At 68.4% G+C, this 19922-nt stretch carries 20 protein-coding genes; 18 read left to right on the forward strand and 2 right to left on the reverse strand.

Annotated features, from left to right (window positions below; genetic code table 11):
• The first annotated feature begins 36 nt into the window (after positions 1–36).
• The 9 genes from murC to B3S45_RS02950 all read left to right on the forward strand — a co-directional run bounded on the left by murC (position 37) and on the right by B3S45_RS02950 (position 7543).
• Positions 37–1452: a UDP-N-acetylmuramate--L-alanine ligase gene (gene murC / locus B3S45_RS02910; RefSeq protein ID WP_286717293.1), complete on the forward strand. Its 1416-nt coding sequence runs from the start codon at positions 37–39 to the stop codon at positions 1450–1452.
• Positions 1453–1458: 6 nt separating this feature from the next.
• Positions 1459–2502 (forward strand): FtsQ-type POTRA domain-containing protein, encoded by a 1044-nt coding sequence (locus B3S45_RS02915; protein ID WP_286717295.1) that lies wholly within the window; start codon positions 1459–1461, stop codon positions 2500–2502.
• A 160-nt stretch (positions 2503–2662) separates the two neighbouring features.
• Positions 2663–3826: a cell division protein FtsZ gene (ftsZ, locus tag B3S45_RS02920; protein WP_194383288.1), complete on the forward strand. Its 1164-nt coding sequence runs from the start codon at positions 2663–2665 to the stop codon at positions 3824–3826.
• Between the two features lie 3 nt (positions 3827–3829).
• On the forward strand, positions 3830–4519 hold the full coding sequence (locus B3S45_RS02925; protein ID WP_194383287.1) for a YggS family pyridoxal phosphate-dependent enzyme: 690 nt from the start codon (positions 3830–3832) through the stop codon (positions 4517–4519).
• 51 nt (positions 4520–4570) lie between these two features.
• Positions 4571–5032, forward strand: coding sequence for a cell division protein SepF (locus B3S45_RS02930; protein ID WP_286717298.1), 462 nt, complete (start codon positions 4571–4573; stop codon positions 5030–5032).
• A 3-nt stretch (positions 5033–5035) separates the two neighbouring features.
• On the forward strand, positions 5036–5338 hold the full coding sequence (locus B3S45_RS02935) for a YggT family protein (RefSeq protein WP_071043664.1): 303 nt from the start codon (positions 5036–5038) through the stop codon (positions 5336–5338).
• Positions 5339–5452: 114 nt separating this feature from the next.
• Entirely contained in the window at positions 5453–6058 is a 606-nt protein-coding gene (locus tag B3S45_RS02940) for a DivIVA domain-containing protein (protein ID WP_194383286.1), read from the forward strand.
• Positions 6055–6621: a signal peptidase II gene (gene lspA / locus B3S45_RS02945; RefSeq protein WP_286717302.1), complete on the forward strand. Its 567-nt coding sequence runs from the start codon at positions 6055–6057 to the stop codon at positions 6619–6621. The genes B3S45_RS02940 and lspA overlap by 4 nt, the downstream gene beginning before the upstream one ends.
• A gap of 1 nt (position 6622) precedes the next feature.
• A complete protein-coding gene (locus tag B3S45_RS02950) occupies positions 6623–7543 on the forward strand; it encodes an RluA family pseudouridine synthase (protein WP_286717304.1) in 921 nt (306 codons plus the stop codon).
• A 24-nt stretch (positions 7544–7567) separates the two neighbouring features.
• On the opposite strand, the gene B3S45_RS02955 is transcribed toward B3S45_RS02950, so the two are convergent.
• Positions 7568–8044: an NUDIX domain-containing protein gene (locus B3S45_RS02955; RefSeq protein WP_286717306.1), complete on the reverse strand. Its 477-nt coding sequence runs from the start codon at positions 8042–8044 to the stop codon at positions 7568–7570.
• 116 nt (positions 8045–8160) lie between these two features.
• Between B3S45_RS02955 and dnaE the strand changes: the two genes are divergently transcribed.
• From dnaE to B3S45_RS02980, 5 genes are all read left to right on the forward strand, one after another.
• Complete coding sequence (gene dnaE / locus B3S45_RS02960) at positions 8161–11631, forward strand: DNA polymerase III subunit alpha (RefSeq protein WP_237673331.1); 3471 nt, start codon at positions 8161–8163, stop codon at positions 11629–11631.
• Between the two features lie 94 nt (positions 11632–11725).
• A complete protein-coding gene (locus B3S45_RS02965; protein ID WP_194383281.1) occupies positions 11726–12697 on the forward strand; it encodes a hypothetical protein in 972 nt (323 codons plus the stop codon).
• A gap of 23 nt (positions 12698–12720) precedes the next feature.
• Positions 12721–14022 carry a histidinol dehydrogenase gene (hisD, locus tag B3S45_RS02970; RefSeq protein WP_194383280.1) on the forward strand — a complete coding sequence of 434 codons (1302 nt, stop codon included), beginning with the start codon at positions 12721–12723 and terminating at the stop codon, positions 14020–14022.
• A gap of 7 nt (positions 14023–14029) precedes the next feature.
• A complete protein-coding gene (gene nrdR, locus B3S45_RS02975; RefSeq protein WP_071043657.1) occupies positions 14030–14527 on the forward strand; it encodes a transcriptional regulator NrdR in 498 nt (165 codons plus the stop codon).
• A gap of 42 nt (positions 14528–14569) precedes the next feature.
• A complete protein-coding gene (locus tag B3S45_RS02980) occupies positions 14570–15616 on the forward strand; it encodes a quinone-dependent dihydroorotate dehydrogenase (RefSeq protein ID WP_194383279.1) in 1047 nt (348 codons plus the stop codon).
• On the opposite strand, the gene B3S45_RS02985 is transcribed toward B3S45_RS02980, so the two are convergent.
• Positions 15591–16166: a DUF3043 domain-containing protein gene (locus B3S45_RS02985; RefSeq protein ID WP_228480754.1), complete on the reverse strand. Its 576-nt coding sequence runs from the start codon at positions 16164–16166 to the stop codon at positions 15591–15593. The genes B3S45_RS02980 and B3S45_RS02985 overlap by 26 nt on opposite strands.
• Before the next feature lie 46 nt (positions 16167–16212).
• Between B3S45_RS02985 and B3S45_RS02990 the strand changes: the two genes are divergently transcribed.
• The 4 genes from B3S45_RS02990 to B3S45_RS03005 all read left to right on the forward strand — a co-directional run.
• Complete coding sequence (locus B3S45_RS02990; RefSeq protein WP_286717312.1) at positions 16213–17607, forward strand: dipeptidase; 1395 nt, start codon at positions 16213–16215, stop codon at positions 17605–17607.
• 81 nt (positions 17608–17688) lie between these two features.
• Complete coding sequence (erpA, locus tag B3S45_RS02995; protein WP_194383276.1) at positions 17689–18054, forward strand: iron-sulfur cluster insertion protein ErpA; 366 nt, start codon at positions 17689–17691, stop codon at positions 18052–18054.
• 160 nt (positions 18055–18214) lie between these two features.
• A complete protein-coding gene (coxB, locus tag B3S45_RS03000; RefSeq protein WP_194383275.1) occupies positions 18215–19108 on the forward strand; it encodes a cytochrome c oxidase subunit II in 894 nt (297 codons plus the stop codon).
• 2 nt (positions 19109–19110) lie between these two features.
• On the forward strand, positions 19111–19922 hold an 812-nt coding region (locus B3S45_RS03005; RefSeq protein ID WP_286717315.1), incomplete at its 3' end, for a cbb3-type cytochrome c oxidase subunit I.

Below are 19922 nucleotides of genomic sequence, written 5' to 3' on the forward strand. Positions count from 1 at the left end.
GGTGGGTCACCCTGCCCGGCCTAGGATTGTCGGGTCATGATCAGACCCGACCTCTCCCTGCCGATCCCCGAGCGGATCGAGGCTGCGCACTTCATCGGCATCGGCGGCTCGGGCATGTCGGGCCTTGCCCGCATGTTCCTGCAGCGCGGCATCCGCGTGTCCGGTTCGGACCGTGCCGACAGCGCCGCCCTGCGCGAGCTGGCGGAGCTCGGCGCGACCGTGCACGTGGGGCACGACGCCGCGAATCTCGCGGACGACGTCGACACGGTCGTCCACACCGGCGCGATCTGGGCGGAGAACCCCGAGTTCCTCCTCGCGAAAGAGCGCGGTCTGCACGTGATCCACCGCTCGCAGGCGCTGTACTGGCTCATCGGCGGCCGTCGGCTGGTGTCGGTCGCGGGGGCGCACGGCAAGACCACCTCGACCGGCATGATCGTCACCGCCCTGCGCGACCTGGGCGATGACCCGACGTTCGTCAACGGAGGGGTCATCGCGCAGCTCGGAGCCTCGAGTGGCATGGGTGCCGACGACCTGGTGGTCATCGAGGCCGACGAGTCCGACGGCACCTTCCTGCTCTACGAGACCTCGATCGCCCTCATCACCAACATCGACGCGGACCATCTCGACCACTACGGCACCGCGGACGCCTTCGACGACGCGTTCGCCCGGTTCGCCGACGCCGCGCGCGAAGCCGTCGTCATCTCGGCCGACGATCGCGGCGCGCGTCGCGTGCGGGAGCGGATGACGCATGAGAACGTCGTCACGTTCGGGGTGAGCGACGACGCCGACGTGCGGCTCGTGGACCTTCGAACCGACGGCCCCGTCTCCTTCGCCGTCGAACACGCCGGCGAACGCGTGGATGTTCGTCTGCCCATCCCGGGTGCCCACAACGCGCTCAACGCCACCGGAGCCATGGCGGTGCTGCTGTCGCTGGGGTGGCGGCTGGACAGCGCCGCACGTGCCGTCGGGGGATTCACCGGCACGGTGCGCAGATTCGAGCTCCACGGCGTCGAGAGGGGGGTCAGCGTGTTCGACGACTACGCGCACCACCCGACCGAGGTCGCGGCCGCCCTGGCCGCAGCCCGCACCGTGATCGGCGACGGCCGGATCATCGCCCTGCATCAGCCGCACACGTACTCGCGCACGCAGGCGATGTTCCGGGAGTTCGCCGAGGTGCTCGAATCGCACGCAGACCACACGGTCGTGCTCGACGTCTACGGAGCCCGCGAGGATCCCGTCCCGGGCGTGACCGGCGAGCTCGTCGCCGATGCCTTCGAGCAGTCGGACCGCGTGGCGTTCGTCCGGGATTGGCAGGATGCGGCGGACTACACCGCGTCGGTCGCGCGGGCCGGCGATTACATCATCACCCTCGGCTGCGGGAACGTGTACCTGATCATCCCGCAGGTTCTCGAGGCCCTGGCGGGCACGACGGACGCTCCGGCGGGGAAGTAGCAGGCGGTGCGCCGGCCCTCTCCGCTCCCGCCGCCGCAGCGCTCGAACGACGCCGTCGATGTGCGCGCAGCGCGCGCCGAGGCGGCACGCGGCGACCACTCGCCCGGTGACGAGGGCCTCGACGACCTCGACGACGCTGTGCGCGTCGCCGACGAAGCCGATGACGACGGACCCGCCGGAATCGCACCCGTCGTCGGCCTCGATCGCGCGCGGGGCGGGAGCGCGTCGCGGAATGCGCGTGCCGCGTCCGGGGTGACGGGAGACGCCGGAGCCGACGACACCGATGCGACGGGATGGCGTGCCGTCTGGCGAGCCGCTCGCGCGCGTCGGCGGGCGCTCCGGGCAGAGATGCGTCGCTTCACCGTTCGTCAACGACGACGGCGAGCGGCATGGCTCTGGTCGGCCGGGGCGGTACTCGCCCTCGTGGTGGTGACCCTCGGTGCGGCGTATTCCCCGCTGTTCGCCGTGGAGCGCATCCGCGTCGTCGGTGCGGACACCCTCGACGCCGCGAGCGTCGAGGAAGCGCTGTCGGGTCAGCTCGGCACGCCGCTGCCCCTCGTCGACGAGAGCGCCGTCAAAGCCACGCTCGTGACGTTCCCGCTCGTGGAGACCTACACGCTCGAAGCGCGACCTCCCCACGACCTCGTCGTGCGCATCGTCGAGCGCACGCCGGTGGGCGTGATCGACGGCCCCGCGGGCTTCACGCTGGTCGATGCCGCGGGCGTCGCGCTGTCGACCACACCCGAGGCGCCGGAAGGCGAGCCGGTGCTGGAGGTGGTCGGCGGCACCGGGTCTGCGGCATTCGAGGCGGTCGGGCAGGTCGTCCGAAGCCTCCCGGAGGCGATCCGCGCGCAGGTGACCGCCGTATCGGCCTCCTCGGCCGATGACGTCACCCTCACGCTGGGCGGCACGGACACCGACATCGTGTGGGGCAATGCCGACGACTCGGCCCTCAAGGCCCTGGTGCTCGAGCGCCAGATGGCGGCGACGCCTCCCGAGGACGTCTCCTCGTACGACGTGTCATCGCCCGATGTCGTCGTCGTGGGATGACGCGCCCGACGACGCAGAACGACGTTTGCGCGACACGCCGACGCCCTCCGGATCTTGGGGTCGTGGACGCATACCTTCGATCTCAGGAATTGCATACCGGGCAATTCTTTAAGCCTCTAGTAGAGGTTGAAACTTGGGTTCGGACGAGACGGAGGCCCGCATGAGCCAGAACCAGAACTACCTTGCGGTGATCAAGGTCGTCGGCGTCGGCGGCGGCGGCGTCAACGCGGTCAATCGCATGATCGAACTCGGCCTTCGCGGCGTCGAGTTCATCGCCGTGAACACCGACGCCCAGGCGCTGCTGATGAGCGACGCCGACGTCAAGCTCGACGTCGGGCGCGAGCTCACCCGCGGGCTCGGCGCCGGAGCCGACCCCGAGGTGGGTCGACGCGCGGCCGAAGACCACGCCGAGGAGATCGAAGAGGCCCTGCGGGGCGCGGACATGGTCTTCGTCACGGCGGGAGAGGGCGGTGGCACCGGCACGGGGGGAGCGCCCGTCGTCGCCAAGATCGCGAAGTCCATCGGCGCACTCACCATCGGTGTCGTGACCAAGCCCTTCTCCTTCGAGGGGCGCCGGCGACAGAGCCAGGCCGAGTCGGGCGTGGCGAAGCTGAAGGAAGAGGTCGACACCCTCATCGTGGTGCCGAACGACCGGCTCCTGGAGATCAGCGATCGCGGCATCTCGATGATGGAGGCGTTCGCCACCGCCGATCAGGTGCTTCTGGCCGGTGTGCAGGGCATCACCGACCTCATCACCACGCCGGGCCTCATCAACCTCGACTTCGCCGACGTCAAGTCGGTCATGCAGGGTGCGGGCTCCGCCCTCATGGGAATCGGCTCCGCTCGGGGCGCCGACCGCGCCATCAAGGCGGCCGAGCTCGCGGTGGAGTCGCCTCTGCTCGAAGCCTCGATCGAGGGTGCGCACGGCGTGCTGCTGTCGATCCAGGGCGGATCGAACCTGGGCATCTTCGAGATCAACGATGCGGCTCAGCTCGTCAAGGAGGCCGCGCATCCCGAGGCCAACATCATCTTCGGAACGGTCATCGACGACACGCTCGGCGACGAGGTGCGGGTGACGGTGATCGCGGCGGGGTTCGACGGCGGGGAGCCTTCTCTCCGTCTCGACCCGGTGGGCACGGCGCGCGTGACCACGACCACCGCGCCGGTGCTTCCAGCGACGCCGGCTGATGAAGCGGCCAAGGAGCGCGACGAGGAGCCCGCGCCGGCGGAGAAGGTCTCGGTGGCGGCACCGGCTCTGCCGGAGTCGTCCTACGACTCCGCGTTCAATGACGACGACCTCGACATCCCCGACTTCCTGAAGTAGTCGGTGGCCGAAGAAGGTCTTGCGCAGCGACTTGCGCACCTCGACGCCCGTGTCGCGGAAGCGGCGCGGGCGGTCGGTCGTTCCCCCGCGGAACTCACGCGCATCGTAGTGACGAAGTTCCATCCCGCGAGCCTTGTGACAGAGCTCTACGGGCTTGGGGTGCGGGATGTGGGGGAGAACCGCCAGCAGGAGTTCAGCGCCAAAGCCGGGGAGATCGGCCCTTTGGACGGTCTTCGCTGGCACTTCATCGGACAGGCGCAGACCAAGAAGGCCCGGGCGATCCGGGCCGCTGCCTCCGTCGTGCACTCGGTCGACCGCGAGAAGCTCGCGGATGCCCTGGATCGTGCCGGCGAGGGGCTGCCGCCGCTCGATGTGCTGGTCCAGGTGAATCTCACCGACGATCCGGGTCGCGGCGGCGTCGCCCCGGGCGACCTGGAGCGTCTCGCCGAGCACGTCGCCGGATGCGAGACGCTCGCGCTGCGCGGCGTCATGGCCGTCGCGCCCCTCGACGTGGAGCCGGCATCGGCATTCGCGACGCTCGCCGGATATGCCGAACGCGTGCGCAGCGTCGTGCCCACGGCGACATGGATGTCGGCGGGGATGACCGCCGACTTCGCCGAGGCGATCGCCGCGGGTGCGACACACCTGCGGATCGGCTCGGCAATCACGGGTCCCAGGCCCGACCACGGTTAACCTCGGAAACAGGATGAGCGATCCTCGCCGACAGGCGAACAGGGAGGAACGATGTCGAACGTGCTGAAGAAGTCCATGGTGTATCTCGGACTCGCGGACGAAGAAGAGGTCTACGACGAGACCGAGTCGCAGCCCGCGCGCAAGGCGCAGGCGCCGGAGAAGGCCACGGCGCCGGTGACGCCGATCCACCGCCCCGCCGTCGTGCGCCAGCCGGTCGCCACCCAGGTCAGCGAGATCCTGACGGTGCACCCCAAGCAGTACCGCGACGCGCAGGTCATCGCCGAGAGCTTCCGCGACGGCGTGCCCGTGATCATCAACCTGTCGCAGATGAGCGACGCCGATGCGCGACGTCTCATCGACTTCGCCAGCGGCCTCTCCCTCGGCCTGTACGGGCGCATCGAGCGGGTGACCAGCAAGGTCTTCCTGCTGTCGCCCGAGAACGTCTCGGTGTCGGGCGAGGGCGCTGTCGCCCAGGCTGATCCCGATGCGGTGCCGTTCGCACAGACCTCCTAGGTCGTGGGCGTCATCCAGGTCATCGCAGGGGTCCTGAACTTCCTGCTGCTGATCTACGTGTTCGTTCTCCTCGGGCGTCTCGTGCTCGAGTGGATCCCGGTGTTCAATCGCGAGTGGCGACCGCGCGGTTTCGGCCTCGTGCTCGCCGAAGTGGTCTACACGGTCACCGATCCGCCCATCCGGCTGTTCCGTCGCTTCATCCCTCCGCTGCGCGTCGGCGCGGTGGCCATCGACTTCGGCTTCGCCCTCACGATGCTGCTGTGTTTCATCCTGCTCTCGGTGACCCGCACCATCGCCGCGGGGTGAGTCCCTTCGACACCCCCGGAACCCCGGACTATGCTTTTCTGAAAGCGACCCCGTCGGCATCCGCCTTCGGGCCCCACATCGGCAAGCGATACGCGCTCGAAAGAGGTACCACCCATGGCATTGACCCCCGATGACGTCGTCACCAAGCAGTTCCAGCACGTCCGGTTCAAAGAAGGATTCGACCCGGACGAGGTGGACGACTTCCTCGACGAGATCGTCGTGGAGTGGCGCAAGGCCCTCGCCGAGAACGAGGAGCTGAAGGCGAAGCTCGCCGCGTACGAGTCGGGCGAGCAGGCTCCGGCCGCCGCCGAGGCCCCGGCCGCCGAGGAGGCGGAGGCCCCCGCCGCCGCTCCCGTCGCCGAGGCTCCCGCGGCTGCTGCCGGTGGAGCCGCCGGTGCCCAGAGCGCCGGCATCATCGAACTCGCTCAGCGTCTCCACGACGAGCACGTCGCCGAGGGCCAGGCTCAGCGCGACCAGCTCATCGCAGACGCGCAGTCGCGTGCGGCGACGATCGTCGCCGAGGCCGAGGCGAAGGGCCGCGACGAGATGGCGCGCCTCGAGCGCGAGCGCACCACCTTGGAGGGTCGCATCACCGAGCTGCGCAACTTCGAGCGCGACTACCGCGCTCAGCTGCGCAGCTACATCGAAGGCAAGCTGCGCGATCTCGAGACCACGTCGACGTCGTCGGGCTCGACCCCGGTGTCGGCGATCGGCCTTTGAGAGGCAGAGCCCCTCTTCACACGGCGGCGGCCGGTATCCTCGTCGCGATCCTCGCGGCGTCGGTGCTGGCCGCCGACCAGTTGTCGAAGTACCTCGCCATCGAAAACCTGCCGCTTCGCGAAGCCGTCCCGGTCTGGGGCGAGTTCCTGCAGTGGTATCTCGTCTACAACCCAGGTGCGGCCTTCTCGCTCGGCGAGGAGTACACCTGGATCTTCACCATCGCGCTCGGTGCCGTCGCCGTCGCGATTCCGGTGATCGTCGTCCGGTCGGTGCGTTCGCGCGTCTGGGCCGTCACGCTCGGACTCCTGCTCGGCGGGGTGCTCGGGAACCTGTTCGACCGGCTGTTCCGGGAGCCGGGCTTCGGTGTGGGTCACGTCGTCGACTTCATCCTCACGCCGTGGATGTGGTTCTGGATGAACCCGGCGATCTACAACGTCGCCGACATGTTCATCGTCACGATGATGGTCGTCGTGGCCGTGCTCATCCTTCGCGGTGTGCGCCTCGACGGAACGCGCGAGCATCGCGAGACGCCCGCCGAACCCGATGAGCAGGTGAAGGACTGACGTGCCGTCGCGCATGATCCCCGTCCCGGACGGGCTCGAGGGCGCGCGCGTGGATGCCGCGCTGGCGAAGATGCTCGGCTTCTCCCGCACCTTCGCGGCGGAAGTGGCCGAATCGGGCGGTGTCGCGTCGGGTGGTCGGTCGCTCGGCAAGTCCGATCGCCTCGAATCCGGCATGTGGCTCGACGTCACGTGGCAGGACAAGCGGGAGCCGGAGGTCGTGCCGGTCGCCGTCCCCGACCTCGGTATCGTCTTCGAGGACGACGACATCGTGGTCGTCGACAAGCCATCGGGGGTCGCCGCGCATCCGTCCGTCGGGTGGGAGGGCCCGACGGTGCTCGGAGCGCTTGCAGCCGGAGGGTTCCGGATCGCGACGAGCGGGGCGCCCGAACGGCAGGGCATCGTGCACCGGCTGGATGTTGGCACGAGCGGCCTCATGGTCGTGGCGAAGACGGAGACCGCCTACTCGGCCCTGAAGCGGGCCTTCAAGGAGCGTGAGGTCGAGAAGATCTATCACGCGGTCGTCCAGGGGCATCCCGATCCCCTCACCGGCACGATCGACGCCCCGATCGGGCGGCATCCGTCCCATTCGTGGAAGTTCGCCGTGACCCCCGCCGGCAAGGACTCGGTGACCCACTACGAGACGGTGGAGGCGTTCCGCGGCGCTTCGCTGCTCGAGATCCGACTCGAGACCGGCCGCACCCACCAGATCCGGGTGCACATGGCCGCTCATCGGCATCCGTGCGTCGGCGATCCCCTCTACGGCGCTGACCCCAGCATGTCGGAGCGGCTCGGTCTCATCCGCCAATGGCTGCACGCCCGCCGGCTCGGCTTCGATCACCCGGTCTCGGGGAGCCGGGTGACCTTCACATCCGCCTACCCCGACGATCTCTCGCACGCCCTCGAGGTGCTTCGGGCGGACTGACCCGAGGCGAAGGATGCCGACGCGTCAGCGACCGCCTTCGAAGACGGTGGGGCCGTCTGCGAGCGCCGCGGCGATCCGCGCGCGCATGTCGTCGTCGATGTCCGATGCGTCGAGGTCCGCGAGCGGATACCAGTCGACCTCGGTCATCTCGCCGTCGGCCGGATAGGGCTCGCCGGAAATCCACGAGCAGCGGAAGGTCAGATCGAGGTAGTCGGTCTGGTCGCCGTTCGCGTAGGTGATGCGCGGGATCTGGTGCACCCACGACAGACGGTCCACCCGGATGCGCAAGGCGGCCTCCTCGGCGGCCTCGCGGACAGCGGCATCGGCCGGCTCCTCCCCGGGATCGACGATGCCCGTGATGGGCGTGAGTGCGCCGTTGTCGGAGCGGCGGCCGAGCAGCACGTGGTCGTCGCGCACGATGACGGCGGTCACTCCGGACAGGAAGAGCGGACGGGTGCCGATGAAACGACGCAGGTCGAGGATGAAGTCGGGTGTGGGCACCGCTCCACGCTAGCCGACGCTCCGGAGGTGCTCTGCGCGGTGTCCGGAGCCCGACCTAGACTCGTCGGGTGGCATCCGACTCCTTCGTTCACCTGCACGTACACAGCGAATACTCGATGCTCGACGGCGCCGCCCGCATCGACGCGATGGTGCAGGAGGCGGCCCGCCTCGAGATGCCCGCGATCGCCGTGACCGACCACGGCAACACCTTCGCGGCGTTCGAGTTCTACAAGGCGGCCAAGAACGTCGGCATCAAGCCGATCGTCGGCATCGAGGCGTATGTCACCCCCGGAACGCACCGCTCCGACAAGGCGCGCGTGCGGTGGGGATCGCCCGAGCAGTCGAGCGACGATGTGTCGGGTGCCGGTGCCTATACGCACATGACGCTGCTGTCGGAGTCCACGGAGGGGATGCACAATCTCTTCCGGCTGTCCTCGCTCGCGAGCATGGAGGGCTACTACTTCAAGCCCCGCATGGACCGCGAGATCCTGCAGAAGTACGCCAAGGGCCTCATCGCGACGACGGGGTGCCCGTCGGGGGAGATCCAGACGCGGCTGCGGCTCGGACAGTACGACGCCGCCCGCGCTGCGGCCGCCGAGTTCCAGGACATCTTCGGCAAGGAGAACTACTTCGCCGAGATCATGGATCACGGCCTGTCGATCGAGCGCCGGGTCCTGGAGGATCTCACGAAGATCGCTCGAGACCTCGACATCCCGCTCCTGGCCACGAACGATTCCCACTACACGCATCAGCACGACGCCACGAGCCATGCGGCGCTGCTGTGCGTGCAGTCCGGTTCCACCCTCGACGACCCGAAGCGGTTCAAGTTCGACGGCGACGGCTACTACATCAAGTCGCCCGCCGAGATGCGGCAGATCTTCCGCGACAATCCATCGGCCTGCGACAACACGCTGCTGATCGCGGAGCGCTGCGACGTCGAGTTCAACACGAGTGCGAACTACATGCCGCGCTTCCCCGTTCCCGACGGGGAGACCGAGGATTCGTGGTTCGTCAAGGAGATCGAGAAGGGGCTGCACGAGCGCTATCCCGGCGGTGTTCCCGACGAGGTGCGCAAGCAGGCGGAGTACGAGACCGGGGTCATCACCCAGATGGGCTTCCCCGGCTACTTCCTGGTCGTCGCCGACTTCATCAACTGGGCGAAGGACAACGGCATCCGCGTCGGTCCCGGTCGCGGTTCGGGTGCCGGGTCGATGGTCGCGTACGCCATGAAGATCACCGATCTCGACCCCCTCAAGCACGGTCTGATCTTCGAGCGCTTCCTCAATCCCGATCGTGTCTCGATGCCCGACTTCGACGTCGATTTCGACGACCGTCGCCGGGGCGAGGTCATCCAGTACGTGACGGAGAAGTACGGCGACGAGCGCGTGGCGCAGATCGTCACGTACGGCACCATCAAGGCCAAGCAGGCGCTCAAGGACGCCGGCCGTGTGCTGGGGTTCCCGTTCAGCATGGGGGACCGGCTCACCAAGGCCATGCCGCCGGCGGTCATGGGCAAGGACATGCCCCTGAACGGCATGTTCGACAAGGAGCATCCGCGCTTCAAGGAGGCGGGGGAGTTCCGCACCCTCATCGAGACCGACCCCGAGGCGAAGACCGTCTTCGACACCGCGGTCGGGCTGGAGAACCTGAAGCGCCAGTGGGGTGTGCACGCCGCGGGCGTGATCATGTCGAGCGAGCCGCTGCTGGACATCATCCCGATCATGCGCCGGGAGCAGGACGGTCAGATCGTCACGCAGTTCGACTACCCCGCGTGCGAATCCCTCGGCCTCATCAAGATGGACTTCCTGGGGCTGCGCAACCTCACCATCATCAACGACGCGCTCGACAACATCGAGATGAACCGGGGCACGCCGCTCGTTCTCGAGGATCTCGATCTCGAAGACCAGGCGTCGTACGAACTGCTGACCCGCGGTGACACGCTCGGGGTCTTCCAGCTCGATGGCGGACCGATGCGCTCCTTGCTGCGTCTGATGAAGCCCGACAACTTCGAAGACATCTCGGCCGTGCTCGCGCTCTACCGCCCGGGTCCCATGGGCGTGAACTCGCATATCAATTACGCGCTGCGCAAGAACGGGCAGCAGGAGATCGAGCCGATCCATCCCGAGCTCGCCGAGCCGCTCGCCGACATCCTCGACACGACCTACGGCCTGATCGTCTACCAGGAGCAGGTGATGGCCGTCGCCCAACGGGTCGCCGGATACACGCTCGGGCAGGCCGACCTGCTGCGACGCGCGATGGGCAAGAAGAAGAAGTCGGAACTCGACAAGCAGAAGGAGATCTTCTTCGGCGGCATGACCGAGCGCGGGTTCTCCGACGAAGCGCAGGGAACGCTGTGGCGGGTTCTGGAATCCTTCGCGGACTACGCGTTCAATAAGGCTCACACCGCCGCATACGGGCTCGTGTCGTACTGGACCGCCTATCTCAAAGCCCACTACCCGGCTGAATACATGGCGGCGCTCCTCACGAGCGTCGGCGATTCGCGAGACAAGCTCGCGATGTACCTCAACGAGTGCCGCCGCATGGGCATCAAGGTGCTCCCACCAGACGTGGGCGAGTCGATCCGCTTCTTCGCCGCCGTCGGCGAAGACATCCGTTTCGGGCTCGAGGCGGTCAGGAACGTCGGTGCGAACGTCGTCGAGGCGATCGTGCAGACGCGCCAGAGCGGACCGTTCCTCTCCTTCCACGACTTCCTGAACCGCGTTCCGGCACAGGTGGCGAACAAGCGCACGGTGGAATCGCTCATCAAGGCCGGCGCCTTCGACGAGCTGGGACACACCCGCCGGGCGCTCGTGGAGATCCACGAGGATGCCGTGGAGCAGGCCGTGCTCGACAAGCGCCGCGAGGCACACGGCGAAGTGGGGTTCGATTTCGACAGCCTGTGGGGCGACGATGAGCCGCAGCAGGTCGCGAAGGTCCCCGAGCGTCCCGAGTGGACGAAGAAGGACAAGCTGGCCTTCGAACGCGACATGCTCGGCCTGTACGTGTCCGACCATCCTCTCGCCGGGCTCGAGATCCCTCTCGCCAAGCATGCGTCGATCTCCATCCACGACCTGCTCGCGTCGGAGGAGCTGCAGGACGGCGACCAGGTGACGGTGGCGGGGCTTCTCACGAGCGTGCAGCATCGCGTCGCGAAGTCCAGCGGCAATCCCTATGGAATGGTCACCGTCGAAGACTTCAACGGTGAGGTGACGGTCATGTTCATGGGCAAGACCTACACGGAGTTCCAGACGATGCTCCAGGCCGACTCGATCCTCGTCGTGCGCGGGCGCGTGTCTCGCCGCGACGACGGACTCAACCTTCACGCGCAGGCGGCCTTCGCACCCGATCTCGGCTCGTTCGACGCGTCCGGGCCGCTGGTGCTGGCCGTCCCAGAGCAGCGGGCGACCGAGCGCCTGGTGGCGGACCTGGCCGATGTGCTTCGTCGGCACTCGGGCGACACGGAGGTGACACTGCGCCTGCACAAGGGCGGCACCGCGAAGGTGTTCGAGGTTCCGATGCCGGTGTCGGTGTCTGCGGATCTCTACGGAGATCTGAAGGGGCTGCTCGGACCCAACTGCCTGGGCTGAATCGGCTCGGCGGCGGCGTCGATCTCATGTGCGTCTCATTCGACGCGGGTAGGATCGGACGGCGCGCGAGCACTCCGCGCAAGGAAGGACGATTGTGACCGACGAGCAGTACGACGACACGACCGAGGTCCCCGAGCGGACGACCCCCGCGGGGGAGAGCACCGTCGGCGAGGAGGCCGCGGGACCGTATGGCGTCGGTCCCTTCAGCATCCGCGAAGTCGCGCTCGGAGGCGTGTGGCTGGTCGCCTTCGTCGTCTCGTTCTTCTCGGTGACCGTCGCGCGATTTGACTCGGTCTGGACGTCGGGGCTGCTGTGGATCATCACGATCGGCCTCCCGACGGCCGCGGTGTTCCTCCTGGCGCTCCGCCGGCTCTCGCCGCAGGGCATCCGCCGCGTCGGTTCGCTCGGAATCGATCAGTTCGCGTCGGTCGTGTTCTCCTTCGCCGCTCTTCTGTGGCTGCAGATGGTGTGGGAGACCGTCGCCGTGGCGATCGACAGCGGTCTGTGGCTGCGCTCGTGGGTGGTCTGGGTCGAACTGGTGCTCATGCTCGCCGGTGTCGTCCTGACCGTCTTCGCCCCCCTCATCCCCGTCTTCGCCGCGGACTTCCACGACCGCCCCGAAGTTCCCGCTCACCGGAACGCCCGTCCTGTCCGCGCGGTGGTGCCGCGTCCCGCCCGTCCGTCCGCTCCCGCTCCGGCTGCGGCTCCTGCGGCGGACGACACCGCGCCGGGGGCGGGGTGGACCGGTGCGGCAGAGGATGACGCGCCGTCCGATCGCGACGATGACGACCTCGACGTCTTCACTCCTCGCCAGACGCGCGACACCTTCGAGGCGGTCGAGCCGGGAGAGACCGTCGAGAGCGAACGCTCGGTTCGCCAGCAGGCCTTCTGGGCGCTCGTCCCCGAGGAACGCGACGTTCTCGATGAGACGGGGGCACCGCTGTTCCGCATCGGCCCGACCGCCTGGGCACTCGTGATCGAGGATCGCGGGGAGGTCTTCGTGGTGCGCGACGAAGACGGGCGCGTTGGCTACCTCCACGAGGTCGACGGCGTCACACGCGGCTGACCGCGGGCGGTTAGCCTAGAGGGATGCTCCGCACCATCGATCTGCGCGGTCGTGCGCTCACGCCCGCCGAGCTGCTCGCCGCCGTGCCGCGCGCGGGCGTGGCCAGGGCGGATGCGCTGTCCGCCGCCGCTGCCATCGTCTCCGACGTGGCCGAGCGCGGCGAGACGGCGCTCCGCGAGCAGGCGGCGCGCTTCGATCGGGTCGAGGGGCATGCGCTCCGTGTGCCGGAGGAACACTTCGTCGAGGCGCTCGATCGTCTCGACCCCGGAGTGCGGCGTGCTCTCGAAGAGGCGATCGCTCGTGTGCGTCACGCGTCGCGAGCACAGGTCCCGCCCGCGGTGACGACGGAGATCGCCCGCGGGGCTGTCATCGAGCAGCGCTGGCGTCCCGTCGCCCGCGCCGGGGTCTACGTTCCCGGCGGCAAGGCGGTCTACCCCTCCTCGGTCGTCATGAACGTCGTGCCGGCACAGGTTGCCGGTGTGGCGCGCATCGCCCTCGCTTCGCCGCCGCAGGCGGAGCATGGCGGGCGCGTGCACCCCGACATCCTGGCGGCCGCACGCCTGCTCGGAATCGACGAGGTCTACGCGGTCGGCGGGGCGGGAGCGATCGGCGCCTTCGCCTACGGCGTGTCCGAGATCGGCCTCGAGCCCGTCGACGTCGTCACCGGGCCGGGCAACAACTTCGTGGCCTCCGCCAAGCGTGTCGTCGCGGGAGTCGTCGGCGTCGACTCCGAGGCCGGAGCGACGGAGATCCTCATCGTCGCCGACGCTTCGGCGGATCCGCGATTCGTGGCGGTCGACCTCATCAGCCAGGCCGAGCACGACGAGCAGGCCTCCGCGGTGCTCGTCACGCCGTCCGCGGAACTCGCCGAAGCCGTCACGCGCGAGGTCGAGGCCCGCGTCTCCGGCACCCGCAACGCCGCGCGAGCCATCGAGGCCCTGCGCGGCGTCCAGTCCGCCATCATCCTCGTGGATGACCTCGACACCGCCATCGCCTTCAGCAACGCCTATGCGCCCGAGCATCTCGAGGTGCTGCTCGAGGACGCCCAGGTGGAGCGCTTCGTGAACGCCGGCGCCGTCTTCGTCGGCGACTCGTCGCCGGTCAGCCTCGGCGATTACCTCGCCGGCAGCAATCACGTGCTTCCCACCGGCGGCCAGTCTCGGTACACGTCGGGATTGTCCGCGTCGACGTTCCTTCGCCCTCAGCAGGTCATCCGGTACGACCGAGACGCGCTGCACGCGGTTGCCGAGGGGATCCTCGCCCTCGCGAAAGCCGAGGCGCTTCCCGCGCACGGCGAGGCGGTCACCGCGCGGTTCGAGGGATAGGGGAGCGATGCACTGTCCGTTCTGCCGCAATCCCGACTCGCGCGTCATCGATTCGCGCACGAGTGACGACGGTCTGAGCATCCGTCGCCGCAGACAGTGCCCGCAGTGCGGAGGTCGGTTCTCGACGATCGAGACCGCGAGTCTCAACGTCATCAAGCGGTCCGGCGTGATCGAGCCCTTCAGCCGCGAGAAGGTCATGAGCGGCGTGCGGAAGGCGTGCCAGGGCAGGCCCGTCACCGAGAGCGACCTCGCGGTTCTGGCGCAGACGGTCGAGGAGGCCATCCGCCAGACCGGATCCTCGCAGATCGACACCAACGAGATCGGACTGGCGATTCTGCGCCCTCTCCGGGACCTCGACGAAGTGGCCTTCCTGCGATTCGCGAGCGTGTACCAGGCGTTCGATTCCCTCGAGGACTTCGAAGCGGCCATCGAGCAGCTTCGCGTCGACCACGCCGATCGTCACGGGCGGTCCTCGCTCGATGAGACCGCGGAGACGTCGGTCTGAACGCGTCATCGGTGCGCGGGCGCGACCGATAGCCTGAAGGGGATGTACCCCTTCCTCTTCCGGACCGTCCTCACGCGCACGGACCCCGAGACGGCCCATCACGCCGCGATGATCGTCATCCGCGCGCTCGGCCTGCCGGGCGTGCGCGAGCTCACGCGCCGCTTCGCCGCGCCGTCGCCGGTTCTGCGCACGCGGGCTCTCGGCCTCGACTTCGAGTCGCCCTTCGGCGTGGCGGCAGGCTTCGACAAGAACGTCACGGGTGCGGCGGGCCTTCACTCCCTCGGCTTCGGTCACGTCGAGGTGGGAACCGTCACCGCCATCCCGCAGCCGGGCAATCCCCGCCCTCGACTGTTCCGACTGGTTCCCGACCGCGCCGTCGTGAACCGCATGGGGTTCAACAACCAGGGTGCCGAGGTGGCGGCTCTGCGGCTGCTGCGACTGCGTCGTCGGCGTTCGCGCCCGGTGCTCGGCGCCAACATCGGCAAGAGCCGCGTCGTCGATGTCGCGGCGGCCGCGGACGACTATCTGCGAAGCGCGCGGCTCCTCGCGCCGATCGCCGACTACCTCGTGGTCAACGTGTCATCGCCGAACACGCCCGGACTTCGCGGCCTTCAGGCCGTCGAGACCCTGCGCCCGCTGCTGACGTCGGTCCGCGACGCGAGCGGCGAAACGCCGCTGCTGGTCAAGATCGCGCCAGACCTCCCCGACGAGGAGGTGACGGCCATCGCCCTGCTCGCGCGGGATCTCGGTCTGGCCGGCATCATCGCCACGAACACCACCATCTCCCGAGACGACCTCCGCACCGAACCGGCGGTCGTCGCCGCGGCGGGGGACGGCGGGCTGTCCGGCGCTCCGCTGCGCCGCCGCTCGCTCGAGGTGCTGCGACGGGTGCGCGCTGCCGTGCCCGACAGCGACTTCTGCGTGATCTCCGTCGGGGGAGTGGAGACGGGCGACGACGTGCAGGAGCGGCTGGATGCCGGCGCCACGCTCGTGCAGGGCTACACGGCGTTCCTGTACCGAGGGCCGCTGTGGGCGCGCCAGATCAATCGGCGCCTGGTCGAACTCAGGCGGGGTACTGCCCGCGGGTGACCTGCGGCTTGGGCAGGCGCAGGAAGCGCATCTGCACGATGCGCATGGCGCCGTACCAGCCGAGGCCCTTCTCGAGGCGGTCCTCGCCGAACTTGGCCCGGGCGGCGCCCTTCACGCGGATCGAGGTGTAGATCATGTCGCCGACGACGAAGATGATGAATCCCCACAGCGCCAGGAGAGCGTAGTACTGCACCTCGACGACCGGCATGAGCGTGGCGACGATCACGAGGATCATCGCCGGCATGACGAACTCAGCGAGGTGCCAGCCCGCGTCGACGAAGTCGCGGACGAACCTGCGCTGCGGACCCTTGTCGCGCTGCGGCAGGTACTTCTCCTCGCCGGCGGCCATTCCCTGCCGGGCCTTCTCGCGCTTGGCGGCCAGCTCGGCGCGCTGGCGCGCCTTGGCCTCTTTGGTGTCGGGCACGAGGGGGCGCTTCCGGGCGGCCTCCCGCTCTGCACGAGAGGGGGTGGGACGACCCTTGCCGGCGACCGACGTCTCTGTCTCGGTCGACTCGTCCTTGGGCGCCGGGGCGGCGGGGGTGTTGGGCACGATGAATCCTCGGATCGCGGTGACTGCTGCACTTAAGATTACCCGCATGGCTTCTGAGCAGACTCTCGACGATGCGGTCACCGCCGCGGCCGCGGCCGGCATCCCCTCCGCGCTGGCCGATCTGGGCGCCCTGGTGCGCATTCCGTCCATCGCCTTCCCCGGGTTCGACGAGGCACAAGTTGGGCGAACCGCCGCGGCGGTGGCCGAACTCGCCGAGAAGACCGGGGTGTTCGACGAGGTCTCGATCCGGAGGGCGGCGATACCCGGGACGGATGAGGTCGGCAAGCCCGCGGTGCTGACGCGCCGGCACCCTCGCAACGGCCGACCCACGATCCTGCTGTACGCGCATCACGACGTGCAGCCGGTCGGCGACGAGTCGCTCTGGGACACGCCGCCTTTCGAGCCGACCGTGCGGGACGGGCGTCTCTACGGCCGCGGCGCTGCCGACGACAAGGCCGGCATCATGGCTCACATCGGCGCGATCCGCGCCCTCGTCGACGCTGTGGGTCCGGACTTCGATCTCGGGCTGTCGCTGTTCATCGAGGGCGAGGAGGAAGCGGGGTCGCGCTCGTTCGCGCAGTTCCTCTCCGACAACGCCGATGATCTGCGAGCCGACGTGATCGTCGTCGCCGACTCCACGAACTGGGACGCGACGACGCCCGCCCTGACCGTGACGCTGCGCGGCAACGCACGCTTCACGCTGACCGTGCGCACCCTCGAGCACGCGTCGCACTCGGGGATGTACGGCGGGGCGGTGCCCGACGCGATGATGGCCGCCGTGACGCTCCTGTCGTCCTTGTGGGATGCCGACGGCGCCGTCGCCGTCGATGGGCTCCTCACCCGTGACGGCGAGACTCCCGACTATCCCGAAGACACCCTGCGCGCGGAAGCCGGACTGCCCGACGGCGTGCAGCCGATCGGAACCGGATCGATCCTGAGCCGGTTGTGGAACAAGCCGTCCCTGACGGTCACCGGGATCGACGCCCCGTCGGTGCGCAACGCCTCCAACACCCTCAGCCCCGAGGTCGCCGTGGTCGTGAGCGCCCGGATCGCCCCCGGGCAGCCGGCGGCCGAGGCATACGCGGCGATCGAAAGCCACCTTCGCGCACATGCGCCCTGGGGTGCACACCTCGAATTCTCCGACGTCGACCTCGGGGACGGGTTTCTCGTCGACACCGACGGGTGGGCGGTCGCCGAGGCACGCGAGGCTCTCGCGGCCGGGTACGGTGTCGCGCCGGTGGATCTCGGCGTGGGCGGCTCCATCCCGTTCATCTCCGACCTCGTCCGAGCGTTCCCGGAGGCGCAGATCCTCGTCACGGGGGTGGAAGACCCCCATGCCCGTGCCCACAGCCCCAACGAGTCGCTCCACCTGGACACCTTCCGCCACGCGCTGACCGCGGAGGCGCTCCTGCTGGCGCGACTGGACCGACGCGGCGCGTGAGCCCGCCCTCGCTGCGGCGGACGGCGCGTAGAATCGACCCATCGTCCCCGCGCCGCGCGCGGCCCATCCCGAAGGAGCGTCATGACCGACACCGCCCTGACGACCGATCAGATCGCCCGTGAGCACGGCGTCTCGTTGACGGACGCCGCCGCACAGAAGGTGAAGAACCTCCTGGAGCAGGAGGGTCGCGACGACCTCCGCCTGCGTGTGGCTGTGCAGCCCGGCGGGTGCAGCGGCCTGATCTACCAGCTCTACTTCGACGAACGGTTCCTCGACGGCGACAAGGCCATCGACTTCGCCGGCGTCGAGGTCATCGTCGATGACATGAGCGTGCCCTACCTCGACGGCGCCACGATCGACTTCAAGGACACGATCTCGGAGCAGGGGTTCACGATCGACAACCCCAACGCCGCGGGCAGCTGCGCATGCGGTGACAGCTTCCACTGATCACTCCGGAAATCCGACAGGCCCGGCGGTTCGACAGAACCCCCCGGGCCCGATCCGCGTTCCCCACGCCGCGGGGGCTCACCTGTGTGGTTGGCCTGAAGAGCGTGGGAGCTTGCTCTAGACTGGCTGGAGCAACACCCGCGACCCGGAAAGGTGCACCGTGCACTCGAAACGCCGTCTCCGCTGGGCCGTTCTTCCCATCGGGATCGCAACGGCCGCAGTCCTCGCCGGATGCACACCGACGGAGCTGAACGGGTTCCTCCCCGGCTTCACGGAGGACGGCGTTCCGACGACGGACAAGACCGAGATGGTCTCGGGTCTGTGGGTCAACTCCTGGATCGTGCTGCTCGCGGTCGGCGTGGTCACCTGGGGCCTGATGCTGTGGGCGATGATCGCCTACCGTCGTCGCAAGGGCCAGACGGGTCTGCCTGTCCAGCTGCGCTACAACATGCCGATCGAGATCTTCTACACGGTCGTGCCGCTGATCCTCGTGGTCGGCTTCTTCGCCTTCACGGCGCGTGACCAGGCCATCCTCGAGACCCGTTACGAAGATCCCGACGTCTCGATCACCGCGATCGGCAAGCAGTGGGCGTGGGACTTCCAGTACAACGGCGAAGAGGAAGACGGCTCCGATGCCGTCTGGAGCATGGGCATCCAGGCCCAGCCCGACGAGCAGGGGAACATCGACGAGAGCCAGCTGCCGACGCTCTATCTCCCGGTCAACCAGACGGTCGAGATCAAGCTCAACTCGCGCGACGTCATCCACTCCTTCTGGATCATCGACTTCCTCTACAAGAAGGACATGTACATCGGCAAGGACAACTACTGGTCCTTCACGCCGACGCGCGAGGGCGAGTACGCCGGAAAGTGCGCCGAGCTCTGCGGTGAGTACCACTCGATGATGCTGTTCAACGTCAAGGTCGTCAGCGAAGCCGAGTACGACAGCTATCTCGCCTCTCTCGAGGCTGCTGGCAACACCGGCAACATCAACGAGGCGTACGACCGCCTCCAGAATTTGCCCGGCACGGGCGACAGCTCCGAGGGAGACGAGTGATCATGGCCACGACTCTGCCGCAGGAGACGACGCGACCGAAGACCGTGCCGCCGCGTCAGGCCGCCCTCATGAGCTCGACCCGCGTCGAGCAGAAGGGCAACATCGTCGTCAAGTGGATCACCTCCACCGACCACAAGACGATCGGCTACATGTACCTGATCGCCTCCGTGCTGTTCTTCATGCTCGGTGGCGTCATGGCGCTCATCATCCGCGCTGAGCTGTTCGAGCCCGGCATGCAGATCGTGCCCACGAAGGAGCAGTACAACCAGCTGTTCACCATGCACGGCACGATCATGCTCCTCATGTTCGCGACGCCGCTGTTCGCGGGCTTCGCGAACGCGATCCTGCCGTTGCAGCTGGGTGCCCCCGACGTCGCATTCCCGCGACTGAACGCCTTCGCGTTCTGGCTGTTCCTCTTCGGCTCGACCATCGCCGTCGCCGGCTTCCTCACGCCGCAGGGCGCGGCGGCATTCGGATGGTTCGCGTACCAGCCGCTCGCCAACGCCAGCTTCTCGCCCGGCGTCGGCGGGAACCTCTGGATGCTGGGCCTCGGCATGAGCGGTTTCGGCACGATCCTCGGCGCCGTGAACTTCATCACGACCATCCTGACGATGCGTGCTCCGGGTATGACCATGTGGCGCATGCCGATCTTCACGTGGAACACGCTCATCACCAGCATCCTCGTGCTGATGGCCTTCCCCGTGCTGGCCGCGGCGATCCTCGCCGCCGCCGCGGACCGTGTGCTCGGCGCCCACATCTACGATCCGCAGAACGGCGGTGTGCTGCTGTGGCAGCACCTGTTCTGGTTCTTCGG

The sequence above is a fragment of the Microbacterium sp. UBA1612 genome (genome assembly GCF_002321605.1).
GTDB classification, from domain to species: Bacteria; Actinomycetota; Actinomycetes; order Actinomycetales; family Microbacteriaceae; genus Microbacterium; species Microbacterium luteum.

Coding starts and splice junctions, on each gene's coding strand:
- erpA (WP_194383276.1), top strand. CDS start 17,689: ATGACCGACACCGCCCTGACGACCGATCAGATCGCCCGTGAGCACGGC.
- B3S45_RS02980 (WP_194383279.1), top strand. CDS start 14,570: ATGTACCCCTTCCTCTTCCGGACCGTCCTCACGCGCACGGACCCCGAG.
- hisD (WP_194383280.1), top strand. CDS start 12,721: ATGCTCCGCACCATCGATCTGCGCGGTCGTGCGCTCACGCCCGCCGAG.
- murC (WP_286717293.1), top strand. CDS start 37: ATGATCAGACCCGACCTCTCCCTGCCGATCCCCGAGCGGATCGAGGCT.
- dnaE (WP_237673331.1), top strand. CDS start 8,161: ATGCTCGACGGCGCCGCCCGCATCGACGCGATGGTGCAGGAGGCGGCC.
- B3S45_RS02930 (WP_286717298.1), top strand. CDS start 4,571: ATGTCGAACGTGCTGAAGAAGTCCATGGTGTATCTCGGACTCGCGGAC.
- ftsZ (WP_194383288.1), top strand. CDS start 2,663: ATGAGCCAGAACCAGAACTACCTTGCGGTGATCAAGGTCGTCGGCGTC.
- B3S45_RS02990 (WP_286717312.1), top strand. CDS start 16,213: ATGGCTTCTGAGCAGACTCTCGACGATGCGGTCACCGCCGCGGCCGCG.
- B3S45_RS02940 (WP_194383286.1), top strand. CDS start 5,453: ATGGCATTGACCCCCGATGACGTCGTCACCAAGCAGTTCCAGCACGTC.
- nrdR (WP_071043657.1), top strand. CDS start 14,030: ATGCACTGTCCGTTCTGCCGCAATCCCGACTCGCGCGTCATCGATTCG.